This window comes from Amycolatopsis dendrobii (assembly GCF_014145675.1).
Classification (GTDB): Bacteria; Actinomycetota; Actinomycetes; order Mycobacteriales; family Pseudonocardiaceae; genus Amycolatopsis; species Amycolatopsis dendrobii.
Genome location: NZ_JACGZW010000002.1, coordinates 492,423 through 512,445 on the forward strand (window position 1 = coordinate 492,423; position 20,023 = coordinate 512,445).

Annotated in this window: 22 protein-coding genes; 11 read left to right on the forward strand and 11 right to left on the reverse strand. The window is 67.7% G+C overall.

The window, feature by feature from the left end:
• Nucleotides 1–90: 90 nt before the first annotated feature.
• Nucleotides 91–561, forward strand: coding sequence for an Lrp/AsnC family transcriptional regulator (locus H4281_RS06410; RefSeq protein ID WP_009083170.1), 471 nt, complete (start codon nucleotides 91–93; stop codon nucleotides 559–561).
• Here H4281_RS06410 and H4281_RS06415 read toward each other — a convergent pair.
• From H4281_RS06415 to H4281_RS06425, 3 genes are all read right to left on the reverse strand, one after another.
• Nucleotides 545–1,348: an MBL fold metallo-hydrolase gene (locus tag H4281_RS06415; RefSeq protein ID WP_182889927.1), complete on the reverse strand. Its 804-nt coding sequence runs from the start codon at nucleotides 1,346–1,348 to the stop codon at nucleotides 545–547. The two genes, H4281_RS06410 and H4281_RS06415, sit on opposite strands and share 17 nt — an antisense overlap.
• 97 nt (nucleotides 1,349–1,445) lie before the next feature.
• Nucleotides 1,446–1,946 (reverse strand): transcription elongation factor GreA, encoded by a 501-nt coding sequence (greA, locus tag H4281_RS06420; RefSeq protein WP_037816721.1) that lies wholly within the window; start codon nucleotides 1,944–1,946, stop codon nucleotides 1,446–1,448.
• Between the two features lie 187 nt (nucleotides 1,947–2,133).
• Entirely contained in the window at nucleotides 2,134–2,574 is a 441-nt protein-coding gene (locus tag H4281_RS06425) for a DUF4307 domain-containing protein (protein ID WP_312872067.1), read from the reverse strand.
• A gap of 195 nt (nucleotides 2,575–2,769) precedes the next feature.
• Between H4281_RS06425 and mca the strand changes: the two genes are divergently transcribed.
• Both mca and H4281_RS06435 read left to right on the forward strand, forming a co-directional pair.
• Nucleotides 2,770–3,684: a mycothiol conjugate amidase Mca gene (gene mca / locus H4281_RS06430; protein WP_037816719.1), complete on the forward strand. Its 915-nt coding sequence runs from the start codon at nucleotides 2,770–2,772 to the stop codon at nucleotides 3,682–3,684.
• On the forward strand, nucleotides 3,681–4,028 hold the full coding sequence (locus tag H4281_RS06435; RefSeq protein ID WP_182889928.1) for a hypothetical protein: 348 nt from the start codon (nucleotides 3,681–3,683) through the stop codon (nucleotides 4,026–4,028). The genes mca and H4281_RS06435 overlap by 4 nt, the downstream gene beginning before the upstream one ends.
• A gap of 21 nt (nucleotides 4,029–4,049) precedes the next feature.
• Here H4281_RS06435 and H4281_RS06440 read toward each other — a convergent pair whose 3' ends face one another.
• The 5 genes from H4281_RS06440 to H4281_RS06460 all read right to left on the reverse strand — a co-directional run bounded on the left by H4281_RS06440 (nucleotide 4,050) and on the right by H4281_RS06460 (nucleotide 8,780).
• Complete coding sequence (locus H4281_RS06440) at nucleotides 4,050–4,763, reverse strand: ESX secretion-associated protein EspG (protein ID WP_312872068.1); 714 nt, start codon at nucleotides 4,761–4,763, stop codon at nucleotides 4,050–4,052.
• Between the two features lie 20 nt (nucleotides 4,764–4,783).
• Nucleotides 4,784–5,989, reverse strand: coding sequence for a hypothetical protein (locus H4281_RS06445; RefSeq protein WP_182889930.1), 1,206 nt, complete (start codon nucleotides 5,987–5,989; stop codon nucleotides 4,784–4,786).
• Entirely contained in the window at nucleotides 5,989–6,603 is a 615-nt protein-coding gene (locus tag H4281_RS06450) for a DUF3558 domain-containing protein (RefSeq protein WP_312872069.1), read from the reverse strand. Before H4281_RS06450 ends, H4281_RS06445 begins: the two co-directional genes overlap by 1 nt.
• Nucleotides 6,600–7,001 carry a hypothetical protein gene (locus H4281_RS06455; RefSeq protein ID WP_182889931.1) on the reverse strand — a complete coding sequence of 134 codons (402 nt, stop codon included), beginning with the start codon at nucleotides 6,999–7,001 and terminating at the stop codon, nucleotides 6,600–6,602. The genes H4281_RS06450 and H4281_RS06455 overlap by 4 nt, the downstream gene beginning before the upstream one ends.
• 231 nt (nucleotides 7,002–7,232) lie before the next feature.
• Entirely contained in the window at nucleotides 7,233–8,780 is a 1,548-nt protein-coding gene (locus H4281_RS06460; protein ID WP_182889932.1) for a pectate lyase family protein, read from the reverse strand.
• A gap of 179 nt (nucleotides 8,781–8,959) precedes the next feature.
• Between H4281_RS06460 and H4281_RS06465 the strand changes: the two genes are divergently transcribed.
• The 5 genes from H4281_RS06465 to H4281_RS06480 all read left to right on the forward strand — a co-directional run bounded on the left by H4281_RS06465 (nucleotide 8,960) and on the right by H4281_RS06480 (nucleotide 14,255).
• Nucleotides 8,960–10,951, forward strand: a complete 1,992-nt coding sequence (locus tag H4281_RS06465; RefSeq protein ID WP_182889933.1) for a thioredoxin domain-containing protein — start codon at nucleotides 8,960–8,962, stop codon at nucleotides 10,949–10,951.
• A 94-nt stretch (nucleotides 10,952–11,045) separates the two neighbouring features.
• Complete coding sequence (abmR, locus tag H4281_RS06470; RefSeq protein WP_182889934.1) at nucleotides 11,046–11,600, forward strand: ATP-binding transcription factor AbmR; 555 nt, start codon at nucleotides 11,046–11,048, stop codon at nucleotides 11,598–11,600.
• Nucleotides 11,601–11,658: 58 nt separating this feature from the next.
• Entirely contained in the window at nucleotides 11,659–13,554 is a 1,896-nt protein-coding gene (locus tag H4281_RS06475; RefSeq protein WP_182889935.1) for an acyl-CoA dehydrogenase family protein, read from the forward strand.
• Between the two features lie 19 nt (nucleotides 13,555–13,573).
• Nucleotides 13,574–13,753 (forward strand): class I SAM-dependent methyltransferase, encoded by a 180-nt coding sequence (locus H4281_RS45495; protein WP_246411445.1) that lies wholly within the window; start codon nucleotides 13,574–13,576, stop codon nucleotides 13,751–13,753.
• A 4-nt stretch (nucleotides 13,754–13,757) separates the two neighbouring features.
• Nucleotides 13,758–14,255, forward strand: coding sequence for a class I SAM-dependent methyltransferase (locus tag H4281_RS06480; protein ID WP_246411447.1), 498 nt, complete (start codon nucleotides 13,758–13,760; stop codon nucleotides 14,253–14,255).
• Between the two features lie 288 nt (nucleotides 14,256–14,543).
• On the opposite strand, the gene H4281_RS06485 is transcribed toward H4281_RS06480, so the two are convergent.
• Nucleotides 14,544–15,188, reverse strand: coding sequence for a TetR/AcrR family transcriptional regulator (locus H4281_RS06485; protein WP_237597202.1), 645 nt, complete (start codon nucleotides 15,186–15,188; stop codon nucleotides 14,544–14,546).
• 116 nt (nucleotides 15,189–15,304) lie between these two features.
• On the opposite strand from H4281_RS06485, the gene H4281_RS06490 reads away from it, so the two are divergent.
• The gene (locus tag H4281_RS06490; protein WP_312872070.1) at nucleotides 15,305–15,985 is read left to right on the forward strand and encodes a peroxiredoxin-like family protein; all 681 of its coding nucleotides are present in this window, start codon (nucleotides 15,305–15,307) and stop codon (nucleotides 15,983–15,985) included.
• A gap of 123 nt (nucleotides 15,986–16,108) precedes the next feature.
• On the opposite strand, the gene trhA is transcribed toward H4281_RS06490, so the two are convergent.
• On the reverse strand, nucleotides 16,109–16,783 hold the full coding sequence (trhA, locus tag H4281_RS06495) for a PAQR family membrane homeostasis protein TrhA (RefSeq protein ID WP_199817900.1): 675 nt from the start codon (nucleotides 16,781–16,783) through the stop codon (nucleotides 16,109–16,111).
• A 105-nt stretch (nucleotides 16,784–16,888) separates the two neighbouring features.
• On the opposite strand from trhA, the gene H4281_RS06500 reads away from it, so the two are divergent.
• The gene (locus tag H4281_RS06500; RefSeq protein WP_182890249.1) at nucleotides 16,889–17,647 is read left to right on the forward strand and encodes an isoprenyl transferase; all 759 of its coding nucleotides are present in this window, start codon (nucleotides 16,889–16,891) and stop codon (nucleotides 17,645–17,647) included.
• 105 nt (nucleotides 17,648–17,752) lie between these two features.
• Here H4281_RS06500 and H4281_RS06505 read toward each other — a convergent pair whose 3' ends face one another.
• Nucleotides 17,753–18,001 carry a hypothetical protein gene (locus tag H4281_RS06505; protein ID WP_067576545.1) on the reverse strand — a complete coding sequence of 83 codons (249 nt, stop codon included), beginning with the start codon at nucleotides 17,999–18,001 and terminating at the stop codon, nucleotides 17,753–17,755.
• 735 nt (nucleotides 18,002–18,736) lie between these two features.
• Here H4281_RS06505 and phoH2 point away from each other — a divergent pair.
• Complete coding sequence (phoH2, locus tag H4281_RS06510; protein ID WP_093573301.1) at nucleotides 18,737–20,023, forward strand: RNA 5'-3' helicase PhoH2; 1,287 nt, start codon at nucleotides 18,737–18,739, stop codon at nucleotides 20,021–20,023.

Consider the following 20,023-nt stretch of genomic DNA (forward strand, 5'->3'; position numbering starts at 1 on the left):
CGCAACGGTTTCCGTTTCAGCTGGACAATATGTTCAGCATATCCTGGATAGGCTCGGTCATCTTGGACAACCTGCGCAGGGAGAAAACCGGTGCTTGACTCGCTCGACGCGCGGCTGCTGCTGTTGCTCACCGACTCGCCGCGCCTCGGCGTGCTCGAATGCGCGCGCCGGCTCGGCGTCGCGCGCGGCACCGTGCAGGCGCGGCTCGACCGGCTCACCGAACGCGGAATCCTCGGCGGCTTCCCGCCCGAACTCGATCTGGCCGCGATGGGGTACAGCCTCACCGCGTTCGCCGTGCTGGAAATCGCGCAGGGCAAACGCGCCGGTGTCGCGGAGGCACTGGCTGCGATCGACGAAGTGTGCGAAGTGCACGCCACCACCGGACAAGGCGACCTCTTCGTACGCCTTGTCGCGCGTGACAACGACGATCTGCAACGTGTCATCGACGAAGTGGTTGGCGTGCCGGATGTCTTGCGTACGTCGACTTCGATCGCGTTGTCGACACCAGTGCCGCCGCGAGTGCGGCCGTTGCTCGAACGAACGGCTAGGACACGTACGTGAGATAGCGCTTCGCGGAGCGCTGTACGACGTTATGGGCGTCCGTATGCACGATGGCGTCCCACCAAGCGCCGTAGATGGCGCCAAACGCGTACGGCTCCAACAGTTCCGCGGCGTGCCGTACGACGCTTGGCCGCTCCGGGATGAGGTTTGGGTAGCTGTACATGAAACCGACGTGCGTGCGATCCGGGATCACCTGCACGATGTCGCCGGTCAGCAGCGCGCCGCGGCCTTCCTCGCCCTCCGGCCAGTGCATTACGGTGCCGCCGGCGAAGTGCACGCCCAGGTTGATCAGCTGGAGATCCGGCGAGACGTCGAGCGTCGTGCCGGTCCACAGCTGGATCGACGGATCGGGGCGGCCGATCCACTGCTGGTCGTTCTCGTGCAGATAGACCGGGACGTCGAAGGCGTGCGCCCACTCGACCATCGTCGTGTAGTAGTGCGGATGGCTGATCGCGATGCCGGTGATGCCGCCGAGTTCGGTGATCCTGCCGATCAGCTCGTCGTCGAGGTAGGCGGAGCAGTCCCAGAGGAAGTTGCCGCTCGCCGCGCGCACCAGCAACGCGCGCTGGCCGATCGCGAACCGCGGATCCGAACCGACGCCGATGAGCCCCGGGCCCTGCTCCTCGACCCGCGGTTTGAGGTCGCCGTCCGCCCGGAGCGTGGCCAGATCGGTCCACTGCTGCCCGCCCGGCGGCACGTATTGGCGCTCGTCCTCGCAGATCGGGCAGTCCGCGCGCGGGGCGGCGTACTGCGTCCCGCAGGTCAGGCAGAGCGGCTGGGTGCTCATCGGTGTCCTCCAGTGGTTTTGCTGAAAGACACGCTAGACCGCCGAACGCGCGCCGGGCCACGGAAAACCGGGCGGGCGCGCGTTCGGCGGAAACGAGTCAGGACTCGCTGTAAGGCACCGCCTTGACCAGGGTGACCTTCATGGTCTTGCCGTTGGGCAGCTCGTACTCGCGGGACTCGCCCTCCTTGGCGCCGAGCAGCGCCTTGCCGAGCGGCGACTCGGGGGAGTACACGTCGAGCGCGCCCTCCGCGCCCTCTTCGCGGGTGGCGAGCAGGAACTTCTCCTCCTCGTCGTCCCCGTCGTACTTGACGGTGAGCACCTTGCCGGGGCCCGCCGTGCCGTCGTCGTCCGGAGCCTCGCCGACCTTCGCGTTGCGCAGCAGCTCCTGGAGATGCCGGATCCGGGCTTCGGCCTGGCCCTGCTCTTCGCGGGCCGCGTGGTAGCCGCCGTTCTCCTTGAGGTCGCCCTCTTCGCGGCTGTCGTTGATGCGGGCGGCGATGACCGGACGATTCTCGATCATTTCGTCGAGCTCGTGCTTGAGCCTGTCGTAGGCATCCTGGGTCAGCCAGGTCACCTTGGTGTCGCTCACGGTCACCATCTCCTCGTAGGGCCTGCCAGGCTTGGGTGTACAAGCCGGCCACCGCGTACGCACGCGGCTGAGATAAAGGAAAAACACGGCCCGTCGGGGGCCGTGCTGGTGTACGAGCGTATCACGGCAGGACAGGTCGACGCCGGTCCATTTCACGCCGCGCGGACGCTCGCCGCGCATTTCACTCCGTTGGCCGCTACGGGGTTGACAGATAGCGTGGTATGGAATACGAGCAGCCGAACACGTCGGCGGTCACCGGGGTCCCGATGCTCTTCACCACTGTGTTCAGCCTGCTGTGGCCGGCCCCGGCGGGAACCAGCACCTCCCGGCGGCCGCTTTCCGCGCCGGAGCGGTCGCGCACCCGGACGACGCACACGCCGGGCTTGCTGTCGTCGTCCCGGGTGACGTTGAGCGTGACCTGCATCGCGTCGTTCGGCAGTTCCTGGAAGCCGACGCGCTCCGCCTCGATCGGGGTCTGGCCGAGATTGAGGTAGTAGACGAAGCCGACCGCGCCGCTCACAACCAGCGCGACGGCCACGAAAAGCCACCTGCGCCAGCGCTTCGACGGCTTGCCCTTGCCCGCGGCGCCGTACCGGTCCGCGGGCCGCGCCGGCACGGCGCCACCCTCGGCGGTCACGGTCTCCCCGCTCTGCAAATCCGGGCCTCCGGTCAAACTTGTCGTACCCCTGGGGACAATAGGCAGTGCGGCCGGTCCGGGGCACCACCCTGGTCGAGTATCCGCGACCCGTTCCGGCGGCGCGGAGCCGGGGCGGTTTACCGCGGCGCAACCAGGTGTCACGGAATAACAGGACAGGAAAGGGCCGTTCGGACCATGGTGGGAGCCGACGAGCTGACAACAGAAGACCGCAAGCAGCGACTGCGCCTGATGGCGGTGCACGCCCATCCCGACGACGAGTCGAGCAAGGGTGCCGCCACGATGGCCAAATACGTCGCCGACGGGCACGAGGTCATGGTCGTGACCTGCACCGGAGGCGAGGCGGGCAGCATTCTCAACCCGGCCATGGACCGGCCGGACGTGCTGGCGAACATGACCGAGATCCGCCGCGAGGAGATGGCGCGCGCGGCGAAGATCCTCGGCGTGAGCCACCGCTGGCTGGGATTCATCGACTCCGGGCTGCCCGAGGGCGACCCGCTTCCGCCGGTGCCGGAGGGCTCGTTCGCGGTGATCCCGCTGGAGGAGTCCACCGAGGCGCTGGTACGCGTGATCCGCGAGTTCCGCCCGCACGTCATCACGACCTACGACGAGAACGGCGGGTACCCGCATCCGGACCACATCCGCACGCACGAGGTGTCGATGGCGGCCTTCGACGCGGCAGGCGACCCGGAGCGGTTCCCGGAGGCGGGCGAGCCGTGGCAGCCGCTCAAGCTCTACTACATGCACGGGTTCTCCAAGGCCAGGATGGTGGCGTTCGACACCGCGCTCAAGGAGGCCGGGCTGGAGTCGCCGTACGAGGAGTGGCTCAAGTCCTGGGACCCGAACCGCGCCGACATCATGGAGCGGGTGACGACCCGGATCGAGTGCGGGGAATACTTCGAGGTGCGCGACGAGGCGCTGAAGGCGCACGCCACGCAGATCGACCCGACCAGCCGCTGGTTCGCCGTTCCGCTGGAGATCCAGCGCGAGGTGTGGCCCACTGAGGAGTACGAGCTGAACCGCTCCCTGGTGGACAGCACGCTGCCGGAGGACGATCTGTTCGCAGGCATCAAGGAGAAGGTGAGCCCATGAGTTTCGGTGTGCCGGCCGTCGCGGTCGTCCCGCTCACCGCGTCGGCGCTGGTACTGGCCCAGCAGCCGGACAGCGGGGACAACGGCGGCCAGGGCGAGGACTTCGGCAAATCCTCGCCGGTCGGCCTGCTGGTGCTGATCCTGTTCCTGATCGCGGTCGTCTTCCTGGTTCGCTCGATGAGCAAGCACCTGAAGAAGGTGCCGCAGAGCTTCGACAAGGAAGAGGCTGGTTCGGAGTCCGGTTCCGAGGCCGTCGAGGCTGGTCCGGAGTCGGCCGGAGAGGCACCGGAGACGGCTGCGGCGGAGAAGAAGCCGGACGCGGCGGCGGCCAAGAAGAGCGACTGAGTTCCCCGCGACGGGGCTGGACTAGCTGGTCAGCCCGTCGCGGAGAGCGGCGAGCTTGGCCGTGAGCAGGCTGTCCTCGCCGGGCAGCACCGTGATGTACCGGTTTCCTTCCGGCCCGGCAACCTCGAACGCGACCCGGCCGTCGGTGAGGTCGAGGTAGCTCAGCGGCCCGGCTTCCGTGCGCCCTGGCCGGCCCGGTTCGCGCACGGCGACGGCCATTTCGCCGACCCCGAACCAGGTCTGCTGGAACAGTGCGTCGACCGCGCGGGCGGCCGGGCTGCGCTCGTCGGAGAAATCCGCCTGGAAGTCCTCCTGCGGCAGGGAGAACGCGCTCAGCTGAGCTGGCCGGTACCGGGGCAGGCTCGCGACCAGCGCCCCGGCAGGAGTGCGGGTGCCGTCGAGCACCTTCAGCCGCACCCGATCGCTGCGACACAACGCCTTGACCCCAGTCCGGCCCCGGACGGCGACGAGCACGCCATAGCGGACGTCCTGATTCTCGACGTGGGCGACATATTCCGTGTCGGCGCGGCCCAGCGCGCAGAGCACGTCCTCGAACTCGTCGACGAACCGCCCGTGCTCGGTCAGGCCGAGCCAGGCCAGCTCGTCGCGCACGGTCTGGTCGAGCCGCCGATCGTCGGCCGTGAACCGGAGCCGCCCCGAAAACACCGGATGCGGCTCGGCGAACCCAGCTTCCCGGAGCGCGCCGAGAAGGGCGTCGAGGGACAGCTCGGTCACGCGCACCGCTTCCTCCCGGCCTAACGAACCGGCCGGTCCCCGATCACCGGCGGGGTCGGTTTGCCGTCGCTCCCGCCGAACACGTCCGGATCGGTCTCTCGGAGGTAGGGCGGAGCGGTTCTCTCCTTGTCCTTTTCCTTGCTTTTCCCCGATATGCCGTTGCCGACCAGGTTGCCGTTTTTCCCTGCCGCGCCTGGGGTTCCGGCTTGGCCGCCGCGGGCCGGAGCCGGTTCGCCGGGAGCGCGGGCGCCGACCCGGTTTCCGCTGCCTTGGCCGCCGTTCGGGTTGCCGCCGGGGCTGCTGAAGTCGTAGCCGCTGCCGGGTACCGGATCGAATTCGGTAGCGAGAGGGTTGATCGGCTGGCCGGAAGGCCCGAATTGATATCCGGGCGGCAATGCGATCGGGCTGGGACGGTACGAACTGGTGTGAGTCGCATCGGACTGCTTGGCCGCTTCGGACGGCGTCGCCGGAGAACCGCTTCCCGTGGGGTCAGGTCCGCGGCGGCCAGCGTGCGTCGAGGGGCGGTCGCCGCGGGTCGCCGGCACTGGCTCCCGTCGCTTCGGAACGGGGCCGGCCGGCTCCGCTGCTGGTCCCGCTACGCCAGGAGGCGGCTCGACCGCACGAGGACCGCGGCCGTCAGGCGGTTCACCGCCCGGTCCGCCAGGCGCCTCGACCGGTTTCCGCGGCGTGCTGGTACTGGCGAGCCCAATGGACGCGCCGGTGTCGCTCAGCTCCGCGTAGTGCGCCGGGATGCGGTCGGAGTTCGTCCCCGTAGCCGAGTGATAGCCGGTGTAGGCGTCGATGTTGTGCTGGGCGTCGGCCTGCCATTGGTGGAGTTTGCCGAAGTAACCGGGTTTGCCGTGGAGCAGGTCGTACACGTCCTGCACGCTGATTTCCGGTCGGTCGCCGATCGGTTTCACGGTGTTCTTGACAGCGTGAAAGGCCGATACCTGCCCGTCCGCCGCGGTCCGGGCGAACCCGAGATTGGCGCTGATGGCCGCGGATGCGGCCATCAGGGGAGCGGTCGCGCTCGCTGACTCCTCGGCGGTGACGCCGTGCCATCCGGCACGCACTTTTTCTGCGAGGGCGGCGATTTCGTCGATCCGTTCCACCAGTCGCTGGCTGAGGTCCTCGGCGGTTTTTCGGGTTTCGCCAAGCGATTCGGCTCCTTGCCCGCCGGTGACTTGCTCGTAGATCTCCGCCGGGGTCAATGATCGACCGGCCATCAGCGTCCTCCTCGCAGATTGCCGAGTACTTTGTCCGCGACGTCGCGGGCGGAATCGCACGGATCCTTCTCGCCTTTGTGCGCCGGTGATTGAGTGATCGACACGTCCAGGGTTTCGCGGTCGCTTGTGCCCAGCGCGACGTTGCATTCGCCGAGCCTTGCCCGCACGTCCTCCGTGCCGTAGGCGACGACCGGATATCCCTCGACCGGAGCGAGGGGCATGAAGAAGGGATACGCTCCGCCCTTGGCCCGGTAGACAGACGTCAGGCCCAGCTTGTCCACGTTCGGGAACACGACCGCGATTTTCGCCTGGGAGAACCAGCCGCAGCCGGGCCCGCCGGGGCCGTTCGGGTCCGGGGTGATCCGGGCCTCGTCGCCGAGCAGGTCCACGACTTGCGCCGAGGTCAGGGATTCGCACGGGTTCTGTTTGAATCTGGTGATGTCGATGGGGTTCGGCACTTTCGGCACGCCGGGGCCGGGTACCTGGTTCGCCGAGGTGCTTCTTGGCGCTGGTTGACCGGTGCGGTCGGCCGGAACGGCTTGTCCTGGAGTGGTGTCCGAGCAGCCGGCGAGAATGAGCAGGGCCAACGGGGTAAGCGCTAGGGCGCGTCTCACAGATGTCCCCCGGCCCGGCGTATTTCGGCCGAGTGCGCGTGCTCGGCATCCGCGTATTTTTTGAGTGCCGCGCGATGTTTGGCTGCCTGATCACGACAGTACCGTTCGCATTGCTCCAGCGAACCTTTCAGGACTTCCCCGGAATTTCGGAAGATGGCCGCGTTGTCCGTGCTGGAAAACTCCAGCCCGGGTGACTGTGTTCGCGCGATGATTCCTGCGTGGTCCCTGTCGAGGTAGTACTTGTCGGCGAGGCTTTCGTAGAGTTTCGCGATTTCTTCCAGCGTCGCTCTGTCGTAGGAGTACCCGTCGCCCAGCAACGGCGCCACCGCCATCGTCTCGATCGACGCGCCGCCGAATCGCTGGATCGGAGGCAGGCTGGACTGCTGATTGTCGGCCACGATGTACGCCTCCCCTTGCGTAGATCGTCCCGGGTCCGCTGGGCCCAGGTGCTTAGTCACCCTATGGAGCCGGGTAGTTACTCTAGTCGCCGCGATTAAGCCTGTCTGCATTTGCGAACTGCAAATCGCAAGGGAGTTCGCCGTTTATGGACTTGAGCAGGGCGGCTGTCGTACGGCCAACAACAAGCATCACTCGAATGTCTTAAGCCGCAGACAGCGGGGAAGGCCTCGTCAGTGCCGTTCAGCCAGTTGCTCGTCGTAAAGGCTTTCCGGCGGCAGATGCTTGCCGGGCGAGCCGATCTCCCCGCTCCGGTGGTCCGGCTGCGGCTTGTCCTGAGTTCCGGTGCACCCGAGCGCCCAGTTGTGCGCGGTCGGCGGGTTTTCCACGAGATACGAGCCGACGGAGCAATTCCACAGCACCGAGTTCGCGCCTGCCCAGCCTTGGCCGCTGCCCATCCACTGCCGGTCCGACAGCTGGAGATGTCCCGATGGCGGGCTCATCGTCAGGTCGTCGTAGAGAGTGCCGCTGGCCCAGCGCTGGTGCGGACCGGCGTCGAGGATCCGGGAGCCGGTGTTCGTCGCCGTGCAGCGACTGACCACGTTGGGGCCGGGCACCCTGGCCTGGGTGACCCAGGCGTGCAGGTTGCTGCCGGTGACGGTGCACTGCCGGATCAGGGTTTCCTGGCCGCTGATGGTGTAGGCGGCGGGCTGATCGTGGATGTCCTGCGGGACGGACTCGTCGAGAGACGAGGTGCGCAGCAGGCTGACCCGGAGCGCGTTCTGCCCGATCGCGAAGGCGGAACCGAAATGGTCCGCGACCACGTCGTCGATCCAGCTGTCCTGCGCGGCGTCCACGGACGCCAGCTGGGACTTGAAGAAACCGTCGTCGTGCCAGGCGGGATCCTGCTCGAACTCGGCGCCGTCCGCGGACAGGTGCGCGAGGCCGGAACCGCTGATGCGGCCGGGATACGAGTAGCGAGTGACGGTGGCGTGGGTGTACTGGCTTTCCAGTGCGTTGGTCAGCGGCACGTCGAAGCGGACGGTTTTGCCGTTGACGGCCGTGACCGTCCGGTCGAACTGCAGTCCGGAGTTCGGGGTCCACTGTTTGCTCGGCGTTCCGTTCGGCCGCGGCGGGATCCGGTCCATGCCGATCGCGTGAATCCACGACTGTTCCTGCGGGCGTTGCACGATGACGTGGTCGCCGACGTGGAAGGAGGAAGCATCGCTCACGTCGAGCTGGTCGGCGCCGACCGGGACGTAGCCGCTGGTGACCGGTACCGCGACACCGGCGGAGGCGCGCGAGCCGGTGCCGGCGATCGTGACGAGCGTGTGCAGCTTGCCCGCCGCGACCAGCCTGGTCCCGTTCGGGCCGCTGCCCGCGCCGCGCAGTTCGATGTTGCTGGCGCCGATGCGCAAGGTTCCTTCGAGCCGGTAGTCGCCCGCTGTCAGCTGGACCGCGCCGGGCTTGCCGCTGCTGGCGACCTGGTCGATGGCCTGCTGAATGCGTGCGGTGTCGTCGCCGGACGGCTGCGGCCCGACTGTCGCCGCGGCCGGCAGTTCAGGCGGCGGAGCGTCGCCGTCGCGGTAGCCGACGCGGGAGAAATCGGGGACCCGGTTGCCTTGCGCGTCGGTGCCGTAGGAGAGGCGGCCGTGGGCGAAACTGATCCAGTTCGGTGCCGCGGAAGCCGCATGGGCACTGCAACCGGACAAACCAAGACATCCGATGAATGCGATCGCGGTGACGGAACGCGTCGAGCCTGCGCGAAGGAATCGCTTCATGGAGAAGGATTCTAGTGATCTTGATTTTCGCACGACAAGGCCGATCGTTGTGATTCATCGGATTTATCGGTCGATTTCGGCGTTCTGACGAGAGCGCGTGGCGAGTGCCGGGCAAGCCGGATCTTCTGGTGTCGCGGGGACGGGACCGGTCTCGCGCGGCATGAGGCACACTCGGCACCATGACGAACCGCCTCGCCGATGCGACGTCCCCGTACCTTCTGCAGCACGCAGGCAACCCGGTCGACTGGTGGGAGTGGGGTCCGGAAGCGCTGGCCGAGGCGCGTCGTCGCGGGGTGCCGATTCTGCTGTCCGTCGGGTACGCCGCCTGCCATTGGTGTCACGTCATGGCGCACGAATCCTTCGAGCACGAAGGCACTGCGACCCTGATGAACGCGCACTTCGTCAACATCAAGGTCGACCGCGAGGAGCGGCCGGACATCGACGCCGTCTACATGGCCGCCACGCAGGCGATGACCGGGCAGGGCGGCTGGCCGATGACGTGCTTCCTCACGCCCGAGGGCGAGCCATTCCATTGCGGCACTTACTATCCGCCCGCGCCGCGTCCGGGGATTCCCTCGTTCACGCAGCTGCTGGTGGCGGTCGCGGAGGCGTGGGAAGAGCGGCCGGACGATCTGCGCGAGGGTGCGAAACAGATCGTCGGGCATCTTGCCGAGCAGAGCGGTCCGCTGAAGGAAGCCGCCGTCGATGCCGACGCTTTGGCGGACGCGGTGACGAAACTCGCGCAGGAAGCAGATCCCGTGCACGGCGGTTTCGGTGGCGCGCCGAAGTTTCCGCCGTCCATGGTGCTGGAGTTCCTGATCCGCCACCACGAGCGCACGGGTTCGGCGCAGGCGCGCGATCTCGCCGAGTCCGCGGCGGCCGCGATGGCGCGCGGGGGCATTCACGACCAGCTGGGCGGCGGGTTCGCGCGCTACTCCGTGGACGCGGAGTGGATCGTTCCCCACTTCGAGAAAATGTTGTATGACAACGCGTTGCTCCTTCGAGTGTACGCGCATCTCGCGCGTCGTGGGTCGGCGTCGGCGCGTCGGGTGGCGGAAGGCATCGTCCGGTTCCTTGAGCACGATCTCCTTACGCCGCAAGGAGGTTTCGCCGCGTCGCTCGATGCGGACACCGAAGGTGTCGAGGGATTGACCTACGTGTGGACTCCTGCGCAGCTCAACGACGTGCTCGGCGTGGACGGTCCGTGGGCGGCTGAGCTGTTCAGCGTGACCGAAGAGGGCACTTTCGAAGAAGGCGCATCGACCCTTCAGCTGCGGGCAGACCCGGATGATTTCGACCGTTTCGAGCGCGTCCGGCAGGCGTTGCTCGAAGCGCGAGCGGAGCGTCCGCAACCGGGACGGGACGACAAGGTGGTCGCGGCCTGGAACGGTCTCGCGATTTCCGCGCTGGCCGAAGCGGGCGTCGCGTTGGAACGTCCACAGTGGATCGAACTCGCTCGTGGCGCGGCGTCCCTGCTGCTGGACCTGCACATCGTGGACGGACGACTCCGCCGCAGCTCGCGGGACGGCGCGGTCGGCGCACCGGTCGGCGTACTGGAGGACTACGCCTGCCTCGCCGACGGTCTTCTCGCCCTCCACCAGGCCACTGGCGAACCGCGCTGGCTCACCGAAGCGACCCGGCTGCTGGACGTTGCCTTGGCGCACTTCGCGTCCGACTCCGCACCTGGCGCGTATCACGACACCGCCGACGACGCCGAAATCCTGGTGCAGCGCCCGTCCGATCCGACGGACAACGCCAGCCCGTCCGGTGCTTCGGCGCTGGCTGGCGCGCTGCTCACCGCGTCCGCGCTGGCCGGGCCTGACCAGGCGGCGCGCTACCGCGACGCGGCTGAGCTCGCGTTGCGTCGCGTCGGTCTGCTCGCCGCGCGCGTGCCGCGGTTCGCTGGGCACTGGCTGTCCGTGGCGGAGGCGGCGCAGTCCGGGCCGGTGCAGGTCGCGGTCGTCGGCGCGGACCGTGCGGAGCTGATGGCCGCCGCGGCACGGCACATCCACGGCGGCGGCATCGTGCTCGGCGGCGAGCCGGACGCGTACGGCGTCCCGCTGCTGGCCGATCGGCCGCTGGTCGACGGCGAGGCGGCGGCATACGTCTGCCGCGGCTACGTCTGCGAACGCCCGGTGACCGCGGCGGACCAGCTCATCGCCCAGCTCTGACGAATTCCGCCCCTGGTGAACGCACTACCTGCTTCGGTGGAATCAGCGTAGCTTCAGTAGTGACGTAATCATGTAATCAAGGATGGTGGACGTCATGGGGCGAGGTTGGAAAGGCCGGGGCTGGCAGCAGGCCGAAGTGCCGTCGGCGGACGACGCGGCGGCGTGGTTCGGCGGGAGGCTCCCGGACGGCTGGTTCACCGGCGACCCGGAACTCACCGTGGACCGCGAAGAGATCCTCATCGTCGGCGAGCTGCCCGCGCTGACCGGCGATTACGCCGACGACGCGGCCCGCGCGGCGGCGGCGGACGGGCGGATCAGCAGGTTCCGCGAGGAAACCCGCGACGAGCGGATCGAGATCGCGCGGCAGGCTGAGCACCGCTACCAGCGCAAGGTGGCGTGGGGCGCGAAGCTGGGCGGCACGACGGTGCACTTCACGACGTTGTCCGTGCCGGTGATGACCCGGCTGCGGCAGCCCGAACGCCTGGTCCTCGACACGCTCGTGGACGCCGGCGTCGCGCGGTCGCGGTCCGAGGCGCTGGCCTGGGCGGTGCGGCTGGTCGGCGAGCACGCGGACGCGTGGCTGTCCGAACTGCGCGAAGCGATGACCAAGGTCGACGACCTGCGGTCGAAGGGGCCCGATTTGGGCTGAGCTGCGGGATTTCCTCCGCTGCGGCAGGCTGGAGGCAGCCTGCTGTATCGGAGGAACCGTGGACGTCCCTGCTGTGCCCGAGAAAGTGGACCCGGACGCGTTGACCGCCGTCCTCGATGGACGCTGGGCCGGGTTGAAGCGCGACGTGCGCGCGCAGATGAGCACGGAGAAGTTCCGGGACACGATCGGCCTCGACGTCGAGGCGCACCGCGTGCAGGTGCTGGACCAGCTGCGGAAACTCGCTGAGACAGACCGTCCCGCGCTCGGCTTCGACGCCGCGTACGGCGGGCTGAGCGACGTCGGCGGGTCGGTGATGTCGTTCGAGATGCTCGGCTACGGCGACCTGTCGCTGATGGTCAAGGCCGGGGTCCAATGGGGCCTGTTCGGCGGTGCGGTGCAGCTGCTCGGCACCGCGGCGCACCATGAGAAATACTTGCGCCGCATCATGAATCTGGACCTGCTCGGGTGCTTCGCGATGACCGAACACGGCCACGGTTCGGATGTCCAGCACCTGCACACCACCGCGACCTACGACCCTTCGACGCGCGAATTCGTCGTGCACAGCCCAGATCCCGGCGCCACCAAGGAATACATCGGCAACGCCGCCCGCGACGGGCAACTCGCGGTGGTCTTCGCGCAACTGATCACCGGCGGCGAATCCCGTGGCGTACACGCTTTCCTGGTCCCGATCCGCGACGATTCGGGTGCTCCTGCTCCTGGTGTCACCATCGCGGACTGCGGCGTGAAAGCGGGTTTGAACGGCGTCGACAACGGACGGTTGACCTTCGATCAGGTCCGCGTGCCAAGGGAAGCGCTGCTGAACCGCTTCGGCGACGTAGCCGAAGACGGCACCTACACGAGCCCCATCGAGAGCGACGGCCGCCGGTTCTTCACGATGCTGGGGACGCTCATCCGCGGCCGCGTGAGCGTCGGCGGCAGCGCCGGATGCGCCACCCAACGAGCCCTGACCCTGGCAATCCGCTACGGCGACCAGCGGCGGCAGTTCCAGCGGCCGGAGGGTGACGAGGTGGTCATCCTCGATTACCTGGGGCACCAGCGAAAACTGCTGCCGGCGTTGGCGAAGACTTATGCTTTGCACTTCGCGCAGGAGGAACTGGTCGCCGCCCTGCACGACATCGCCTCCGACGCGCCGGAAGAAGAGCAACGCGAACTCGAATCCCGCGCCGCCGGTCTGAAGGCCCTGAACACCTGGCACGCAACCGCGGCGATCCAAACGGCCCGCGAAGCCTGCGGCGGCAGCGGATACTTGGCGGAGAACCTGCTGGCCGGGTTGAAAGCCGACACTGATGTTTTCACCACCTTCGAAGGCGACAACACCGTGCTGTTGCAACTGGTCGCGAAGGGCTTGCTGACGCAGTACAAGGAACACTTCGAGGACCTCAGCCCCCTGGCGACGGCGCGATTTGTCGCTGAGCAACTGGTGGACACCGTCATGGAACGGTCGGCCGCGTGGAAGTTCCTGGAGCGCCTTACAGAGTCTGACGATGCTTCGGTGCTCTTCGACCGGGAGTGGCAACAGCGTCTCTTCGAGGACCGTGAAGAGCACGTGCTGAGTGGTGTGGCCAACCGTCTCCGCGGTGCTGCTTCGGATCCTTTTGGTGTCTTCAACTCTGTACAGGACCATGTGCTGCTCGCTGGCCGCGTACACGTGGACCGCTTGATCCTCGACGCCTTCGCCCGCGCTGTCTCCAGCTGTAGTGACCCGGAGGCGGCTGCGCTGCTTTCGAGGCTCTGCGACCTGTACGCCCTGTCGACGATCGAAGCAGACCGCGCGTGGTTCCTTGAGCACGGCCGCATCTCAGCAAGCCGCTCCAAGGCGGTGACTGCGGCGGTTAACGCGCTGTGCGGGGCTTTGCGGCCCCATGCGCGGACGTTGGTGGATGGGTTCGCGGTTCCGGAGCAGTTCCTGGCAGCCCCGATGCTGAACGGCTGAAATCGGTACGCTTGGCGAGGTGTCGAAACTCTTCGGAGATCATGCCGAGCGATACACGAGTTTTGTCGAAAACAGCGGGCCGAACGCGCATTATGACCGTCCAGCGATCATGCGTCTCGCCGGTGAGACGGCTGGCAAACAGATCCTGGAACTAGGTTCCGCTGGCGGCGGTCTGACCGAGCATCTGGCCGCGGCCTGAGGTCTTGGGGCTCGACCACGATCCCCGCCTGGTCGACCTCGCCAGGAAACGATTGGGCGCCCGGGCCAGGCTTGAAACCGCGGACCTGAACGAACCGCTGACCATGGTGCCGAGTGCCTCGACGGACGTGGTGGTGGCGTCGCTGGTCCTGCACTACCTCAAGGATTGGGGCCCGCTCTTGGCGGAACTGCACCGCTGCCTCAAACCGGGCGGTGCCCTGGTGTTCTCCATCCACCACCCGATCACCGGCTGGCTCCGTTCCGATCGCACGGACTACCACCGCGTCGAGCTGATCAGCGAAAACTGGGACTGGAACGGAAAGACGGTGACCGGGCGGATGTACCGCCGCCCGGTATCGGCGGTCTTCACGTCGCTGCTGGAAGCCGGGTTCGCGATCGACGCGGTGGAGGAACCGCAACCGGCCCCAGGAGTGGAAGACCCGGAACTGGACAGGATCTTGCGGACAACACCGGTGTTTCTGTACGTGCGCGCGGTTCGCTAAGAGTGCGTCGCCAACCAGATCGCGACGAAGCGGTCATGGATTCTTCTCGATACGAGTGCGACGACAGCGATTAAGCCACATCACGTACTGCGTGGCATCGCTCGATCGACTCGGCACGAAGGTTGGCGGTGGACCGTCGGCACCGGTGGACGCCACCGCGGGCTTCCAGGAGAACTTCCTCGTCGGCCCGGACAGGTGAATCCTGGCCGCGAAGCACGGTGCCCAGGCCTACGGCCAGCGGACTCGCTGCGATCTCGCGAAGTTGAGCGCAGCCGTCTGCCCGGCCCGTCAGGGAGCGACAGCGTGGAACGCGATGCGTTCGATCATCGCGTCCAGCCCGGCTTCCAGCGCCGCGGTGCTGCGCTGGGCCTGCGCGAGGAGCAGGCCGCCCTGCAGTGCGGCCATCGTCGCCAACGACAGGCGGTGCGGGTCGGCGTCGTCGCGCAGCACGCCCCGGTCGAGCATGTCCTGCAGGCCGTCGCGGATCGCATCGGTCCACTGGGTGAAGCCCTCCGCCAATGCGGTGCGCGCGGCAGGGTCATGTTCAGCGAGTTCGCTGGTCAAGCTCCCGAGCGGGCAGCCGCCGCGGCAGTCGAGATCGTGTTCGATCTGCACGATCGCGTCTCGCCAGTCGCGCAGCGCCTCGAAGCTGTCCAAGCGGGAGAGGAGCACTCGCTGTCCGGTCAGGATGCGAGCCGTCTGGAACTCGATCACCGCGCGGGTGAGAGCGCTCTTGTCCGCGAAGTAGTGGTAGATCTGCGACGAGCTGACCCCAGCCGCGTCCCGGACGTCGGGTGTGCTGGTGCCTGCGACGCCGCGTTCGAACATCAGCTGTGCGGCTGCGGCGACGATCCGCTCACGCGTGACGAGCCCGCGGGTCGTCCGTTTCGTCGCGCCGGCGCCCTCGGCAGCCGGGGTCACGGTCTCGCTCACCCCTGCAGGATACGGAAGTTCGCCAAAACTGGATTTGACTATCCAGTTTTCCGCCGGTACTACTGGATAGCGCAATCCAGTTTGGGGCTCGGCCCCTGTCCCGTGAAGCACCTCCCGTGTCCGAAAGGCTTGATGTGACCACCATCAACAGCACCATCGCCGAGCGGGTATCCGCCATGCAGCAGGGCATCGCAGGTCGACTTCCAGCCGAGGTCCTGGCGGCTTTCGGCGGCGAGCAGGCGGAACTGGACGCCGCCGGCTTGCCCGAGGGTGTGCTCGCCGCAGGCGCGGCGATGCCCGACGGAGAGCTGCTCGACGCTCACGGCGACCCGGCGACGCTCGAATCCGCCCGGCATGGCAGGCCCGCTGTGGTCGTGACCTACCGAGGCGCGTGGTGCCCGTACTGCAACGTGGCGCTGCGCGCTTACCAGGAGCAGCTCGTGCCTGTGCTCGCCGAACGGGGCATTGAACTGATCGCGATCAGCCCGCAGAAGCCAGACGGCTCGCTGTCCATGGCGGAGAAGAACGAGCTGACCTTCACCGTGCTGTCCGATCCCGGCAACCAGATCGCTGCCGCCCTCGGCGTGCTCACCGCCCCCACCGAGAGCGCCCGCGCCGCGCAGGCGACTCTCGGCCTGGACCTCACCGCGGCCAATGCCGACGGCAGTCATGGCGTACCGATGCCGACGGTCGTCCTGGTCGACGCCGAAGGCACGATCCGGTGGATCGATGTGCACCCCAACTACACCACTCGCACTGAGGTCGAGGAGATCGCGACAGCGCTCGATCTGCTCTGAGCGCCACGGCCTCTTTCCGAAGAAGCGAGCCCCGTCGCCGCTTCGGAAACGACTCAGGCCGTCCCCAGGCAGTGTGACGGCCTGGAGACGGCCTGAGAAAGCTCGACAGAAACCAAGCCGCAGCTAGGAGTACATCGCCAACCAGATCGCGATGTAATGCGAAACCGCCGCCAGCACTGTGCAAGCGTGGAAGAACTCGTGGTACCCGAAGGTCTCCGGCCAGTGATTAGGCCACTTGACCGCGTAAAAAACGGCCCCAACGGTATAAAACAGCCCGCCCACGCAAAGCAGCACCAAAGCCGCGACCCCGGCATGGCTCAGCAGTTCCGGCAGGACGAACACCGCGACCCACCCGAGCGCGATGTAGATCGGCACGCCCAGCCAGCGCGGTGCGTGCGGCCACAGCATCTTCATCGCCACGCCCAGGATCGCGCCGCCCCAGACGATGCCCAGGACGATGTATCCGGTCGGCTTCGACATGGCCAGGAGGGTGAACGGCGTGTACGTGCCGGCGATGAACAGGAAGATCATCGAGTGGTCGGCGCGCTTCATCCACTTGTACGCGCGCGGGCTCCACAGCCTGCGGTGATACAGCGCGCTCACGCCGAAGACGCCTAGCACGGTGAGGCCGTACACGGACGTCGCCAGTGCTGCTACCGGCGAGACCGTCGACGCGGCGAGGCTGATCAGCGTGGCGGCCGCGGCGACCGCGCCGAAGAACGACCAGAAGTGGATATGGCCGCGCAGCCGGGGGCGAGTGTCCTCGGGGACGGGTGGGGGCTCGATCGTCACGCTCACCGAGCCAAGGCTACGGGACCGTAGGTTTTTTGCCAGCCCCCGTGGCGCGTCACACCACTAACGCAGGGGTGCGTACGCTCGGGCGGCGTGAGCCTCCGGTCCTTCATGTCCGACGTTGTCTACAGCATCTACAGCCGCCGTCTGATCCAGCAGTCGGCGGGCCGTCATCCGCGGCATATCGCGATCATGCTCGACGGCAATCGCCGCTGGGCGCGCGAGGCCGGGTTCGCCGACGTGGCCGACGGGCACCGCGCCGGGGCCAAGAAGATCGCCGACTTCCTGAGCTGGTGCCAGGAGGCCGAGGTCGAGGTCGTGACGATGTGGCTGCTCTCCACCGACAACCTCAACCGCGATCCGGACGAGCTCACCCCGCTGCTGAAAATCATCACCGACGTCACCGACGAGCTCGCCGGGGCCGAGATGCCGTGGCGGTTGCGCATCGTCGGGGCGCTCGACCTGCTGCCGCTCGAGGTGGCGCAGAAGCTCACCGCCGCCGCGGCGCGGACCGAGAACCACTCGGGCATGGAGGTGAACATCGCGGTCGGCTACGGCGGGCGGCAGGAGATCGCCGACGCCGTCCGCAAGCTGCTGCTGCAACACGCCGACGAGGGCACTTCGATTCGCGAACTCGCGAAAATCCTCGATGTCGACCACATCTCGGAACATCTGTACACATCCGGTCAACCGGATCCGGATCTGATTATCCGAACGTCCGGTGAACAGCGGCTTTCCGGATTTCTGCTCTGGCAGTCCGCGCATTCGGAATTCTGGTTCACCGAGGCTTACTGGCCGGCATTCCGGCGCGTCGACTTTCTCCGCGCGATGCGCGACTACGCCTGGCGGCACCGGCGGTTCGGGGCCTGACGCGGCGAACCGGCCCGGCGGACCCACCCAGCCGGGCCGGTCGACCCGGCCGCGAACGCCGCGAAGGCCCCGAAGCAGGGCTCCGGGGCCTTCGCGCGAGACGGCTCAGCCGTGGTGGTGCTCCATCGAGTGGGCCACCAGCGCCGGGGTCAGCGCAACGCCGGTGTAGGCGCCGGCGACCAGCGAAGCGGCGCCGTAGCCCAGCGCGCCGCCGCCCTCGATGAAGGTGGCGTAGGCGTCGCCGAACGTCGGGTCCGGAGCGCCCTGGGTCGCGGCCGGGGAAGCGAACGCCGTCCCGCCGATCATCATCAGACCCGCGGCGGCACCGGCGACAATTCCAGCCTTCTTCAGCACTTCGCACACTCCTAGGTAGAGATACTGGGATTCGGGGCACCGGAGTGTTCCGGTGGTGTGTCCCGCAGTAAGGAAATTACCCCCGAATGGCCTCTAGCGAATGGTGCGTACGCCCATTGTGTGAGCGCTTGAAGGCCCAGTTCACTCGGTACGGTTCAGTGTCCAGGACGCGAAATGCATTCCGGTCTGGCCCGTGGTACAAGGCCCTTTACCTGGGAATTGCCTGCACTCGGTGATTAATTTTCCATGATCATCCTTCTGTGCGACCCCCCGATCGCCGGACCTCGTGACGCTGAGTGAGCACTGTGGACACTCTGTTGCGGGCGACCGACGGTGGGATGACGAATCGGCGAATCACCTGTGTGGCTGCCTGCACGACGGGGCGGACGTAGGTACCTTCCGGGATAGAGGGCTCGCGTTCCGTGCGGGTTCTCGCGGGAGGCCCTGGTCGTGGCGTTGATCGAGGGGGCGGCTCAGCCGCCCACGAGATGCACGAGGGGGCCGGCACCCGGCCCTCGTGGCCGTGCCGCCTGACGCAGCCAGCGTCAGGGAGTGCGGACCCAGCCAGGGAGGTGCCCGGCCCAGCGAGTGCGGGCGTGGGGTGCACACGCCCTCGAGGGAGATGCCGTCGTGACTGCGCAGCGTTCACCCCGCAAGGCCTCAGGCCGTTCTTCGACCGGTGCTCAAGCGCCGGAGAAAGCCTCGATCTCGCCCGAATCCCCACGCATCACTTATGTGCTCGACACGTCGGTGCTGCTCTCCGACCCGTGGGCGGTCACCCGGTTCGCCGAACACGCGGTGGTGCTCCCGCTGGTCGTCATCAGCGAACTGGAGGCCAAGCGCCACCACTCCGAACTGGGCTGGTTCGCCAGGGAATCCCTCCGGCTGCTGGACGACCTCCGGCTCAAGCACGGCAGGCTCGACGCCCCGATCCCGATCGGCGACCAGGGCGGCACCCTCCAGGTCGAGCTGAACCACACCGATCCGTCCGTCCTCCCAGTGGGCTTCCGTACCGACTCGAACGACCACCGCATCCTCGCGTGCGCGCTCAACCTCGCGACGGAGCAGCCCGCGGTCACCCTGGTGACGAAGGACATCCCGTTGCGGGTCAAAGCGGGTGCGGTCGGGCTCACCGCGGACGAGTACCGGGCGCAGGAGGTCACGCCGTCGGGCTGGACGGGCATGGCGGACGTGGACGCGCCGCAGGAACTGATCGACGCGCTCTTCTCGGGCGGTTCGGCGGATCCGGCGGAATTCGGCCTCGGCGAGGTGGGCGAACTGCCGTGCCACACCGGGCTGCGGCTGCTCGCGGGCAGTTCGAGCGCGCTCGGCCGGGTCACGGCGGACAAGCGGGTGCGGCTGGTGCGCGGCGACCGCGAGGCGTTCGGCCTGCACGGCCGCTCGGCTGAGCAGCGCGTGGCGCTCGACCTGCTGCTGGACTCCGACGTCGGCATCGTCTCGCTCGGCGGGCGCGCGGGCACCGGCAAGTCGGCGCTGGCGCTGTGCGCGGGCCTGGAGGCGGTGATGGAACGCCAGCAGCACCGCAAGGTCGTGGTGTTCCGCCCGGTCTACGCGGTCGGCGGTCAGGATCTCGGCTATCTGCCCGGGTCCGAGAGCGAGAAGATGCAGCCGTGGGCGCAGGCGGTGTTCGACACGCTGGGCGCGCTGGTCAGCCAGGACGTGCTGGACGAGGTATTCGACCGCGGCATGCTCGAAGTGCTGCCGCTGACACACATCCGGGGCCGCTCGCTGCACGACACGTTCGTGATCGTGGACGAGGCGCAGTCGCTGGAGCGCAACGTGCTGCTGACCGTGCTGTCACGGCTCGGCTCGGCGTCGCGGGTGGTGCTCACGCACGACGTGGCCCAGCGGGACAACCTGCGCGTCGGCAGGCACGACGGAGTCTCGGCGGTGATCGAGAAGCTGAAGGGACACCCGCTGTTCGCGCACGTGACCCTGACCCGCTCGGAGCGCTCGCCGATCGCGGCGCTGGTGACCGAAATGCTGGAGGACCACGGCTGA

Excerpts from the sequence above, each read along its gene's own strand:
- H4281_RS06445 (WP_182889930.1), bottom strand. The coding sequence starts at position 5,989 with ATGGCCGGTCGATCATTGACCCCGGCGGAGATCTACGAGCAAGTCACC.
- H4281_RS06415 (WP_182889927.1), bottom strand. The coding sequence starts at position 1,348 with ATGAGCACCCAGCCGCTCTGCCTGACCTGCGGGACGCAGTACGCCGCC.
- H4281_RS06500 (WP_182890249.1), top strand. The coding sequence starts at position 16,889 with ATGTCCGACGTTGTCTACAGCATCTACAGCCGCCGTCTGATCCAGCAG.
- H4281_RS06465 (WP_182889933.1), top strand. The coding sequence starts at position 8,960 with ATGACGAACCGCCTCGCCGATGCGACGTCCCCGTACCTTCTGCAGCAC.
- H4281_RS06435 (WP_182889928.1), top strand. The coding sequence starts at position 3,681 with ATGAGTTTCGGTGTGCCGGCCGTCGCGGTCGTCCCGCTCACCGCGTCG.
- H4281_RS06460 (WP_182889932.1), bottom strand. The coding sequence starts at position 8,780 with ATGAAGCGATTCCTTCGCGCAGGCTCGACGCGTTCCGTCACCGCGATC.
- mca (WP_037816719.1), top strand. The coding sequence starts at position 2,770 with ATGGTGGGAGCCGACGAGCTGACAACAGAAGACCGCAAGCAGCGACTG.
- greA (WP_037816721.1), bottom strand. The coding sequence starts at position 1,946 with ATGGTGACCGTGAGCGACACCAAGGTGACCTGGCTGACCCAGGATGCC.
- abmR (WP_182889934.1), top strand. The coding sequence starts at position 11,046 with ATGGGGCGAGGTTGGAAAGGCCGGGGCTGGCAGCAGGCCGAAGTGCCG.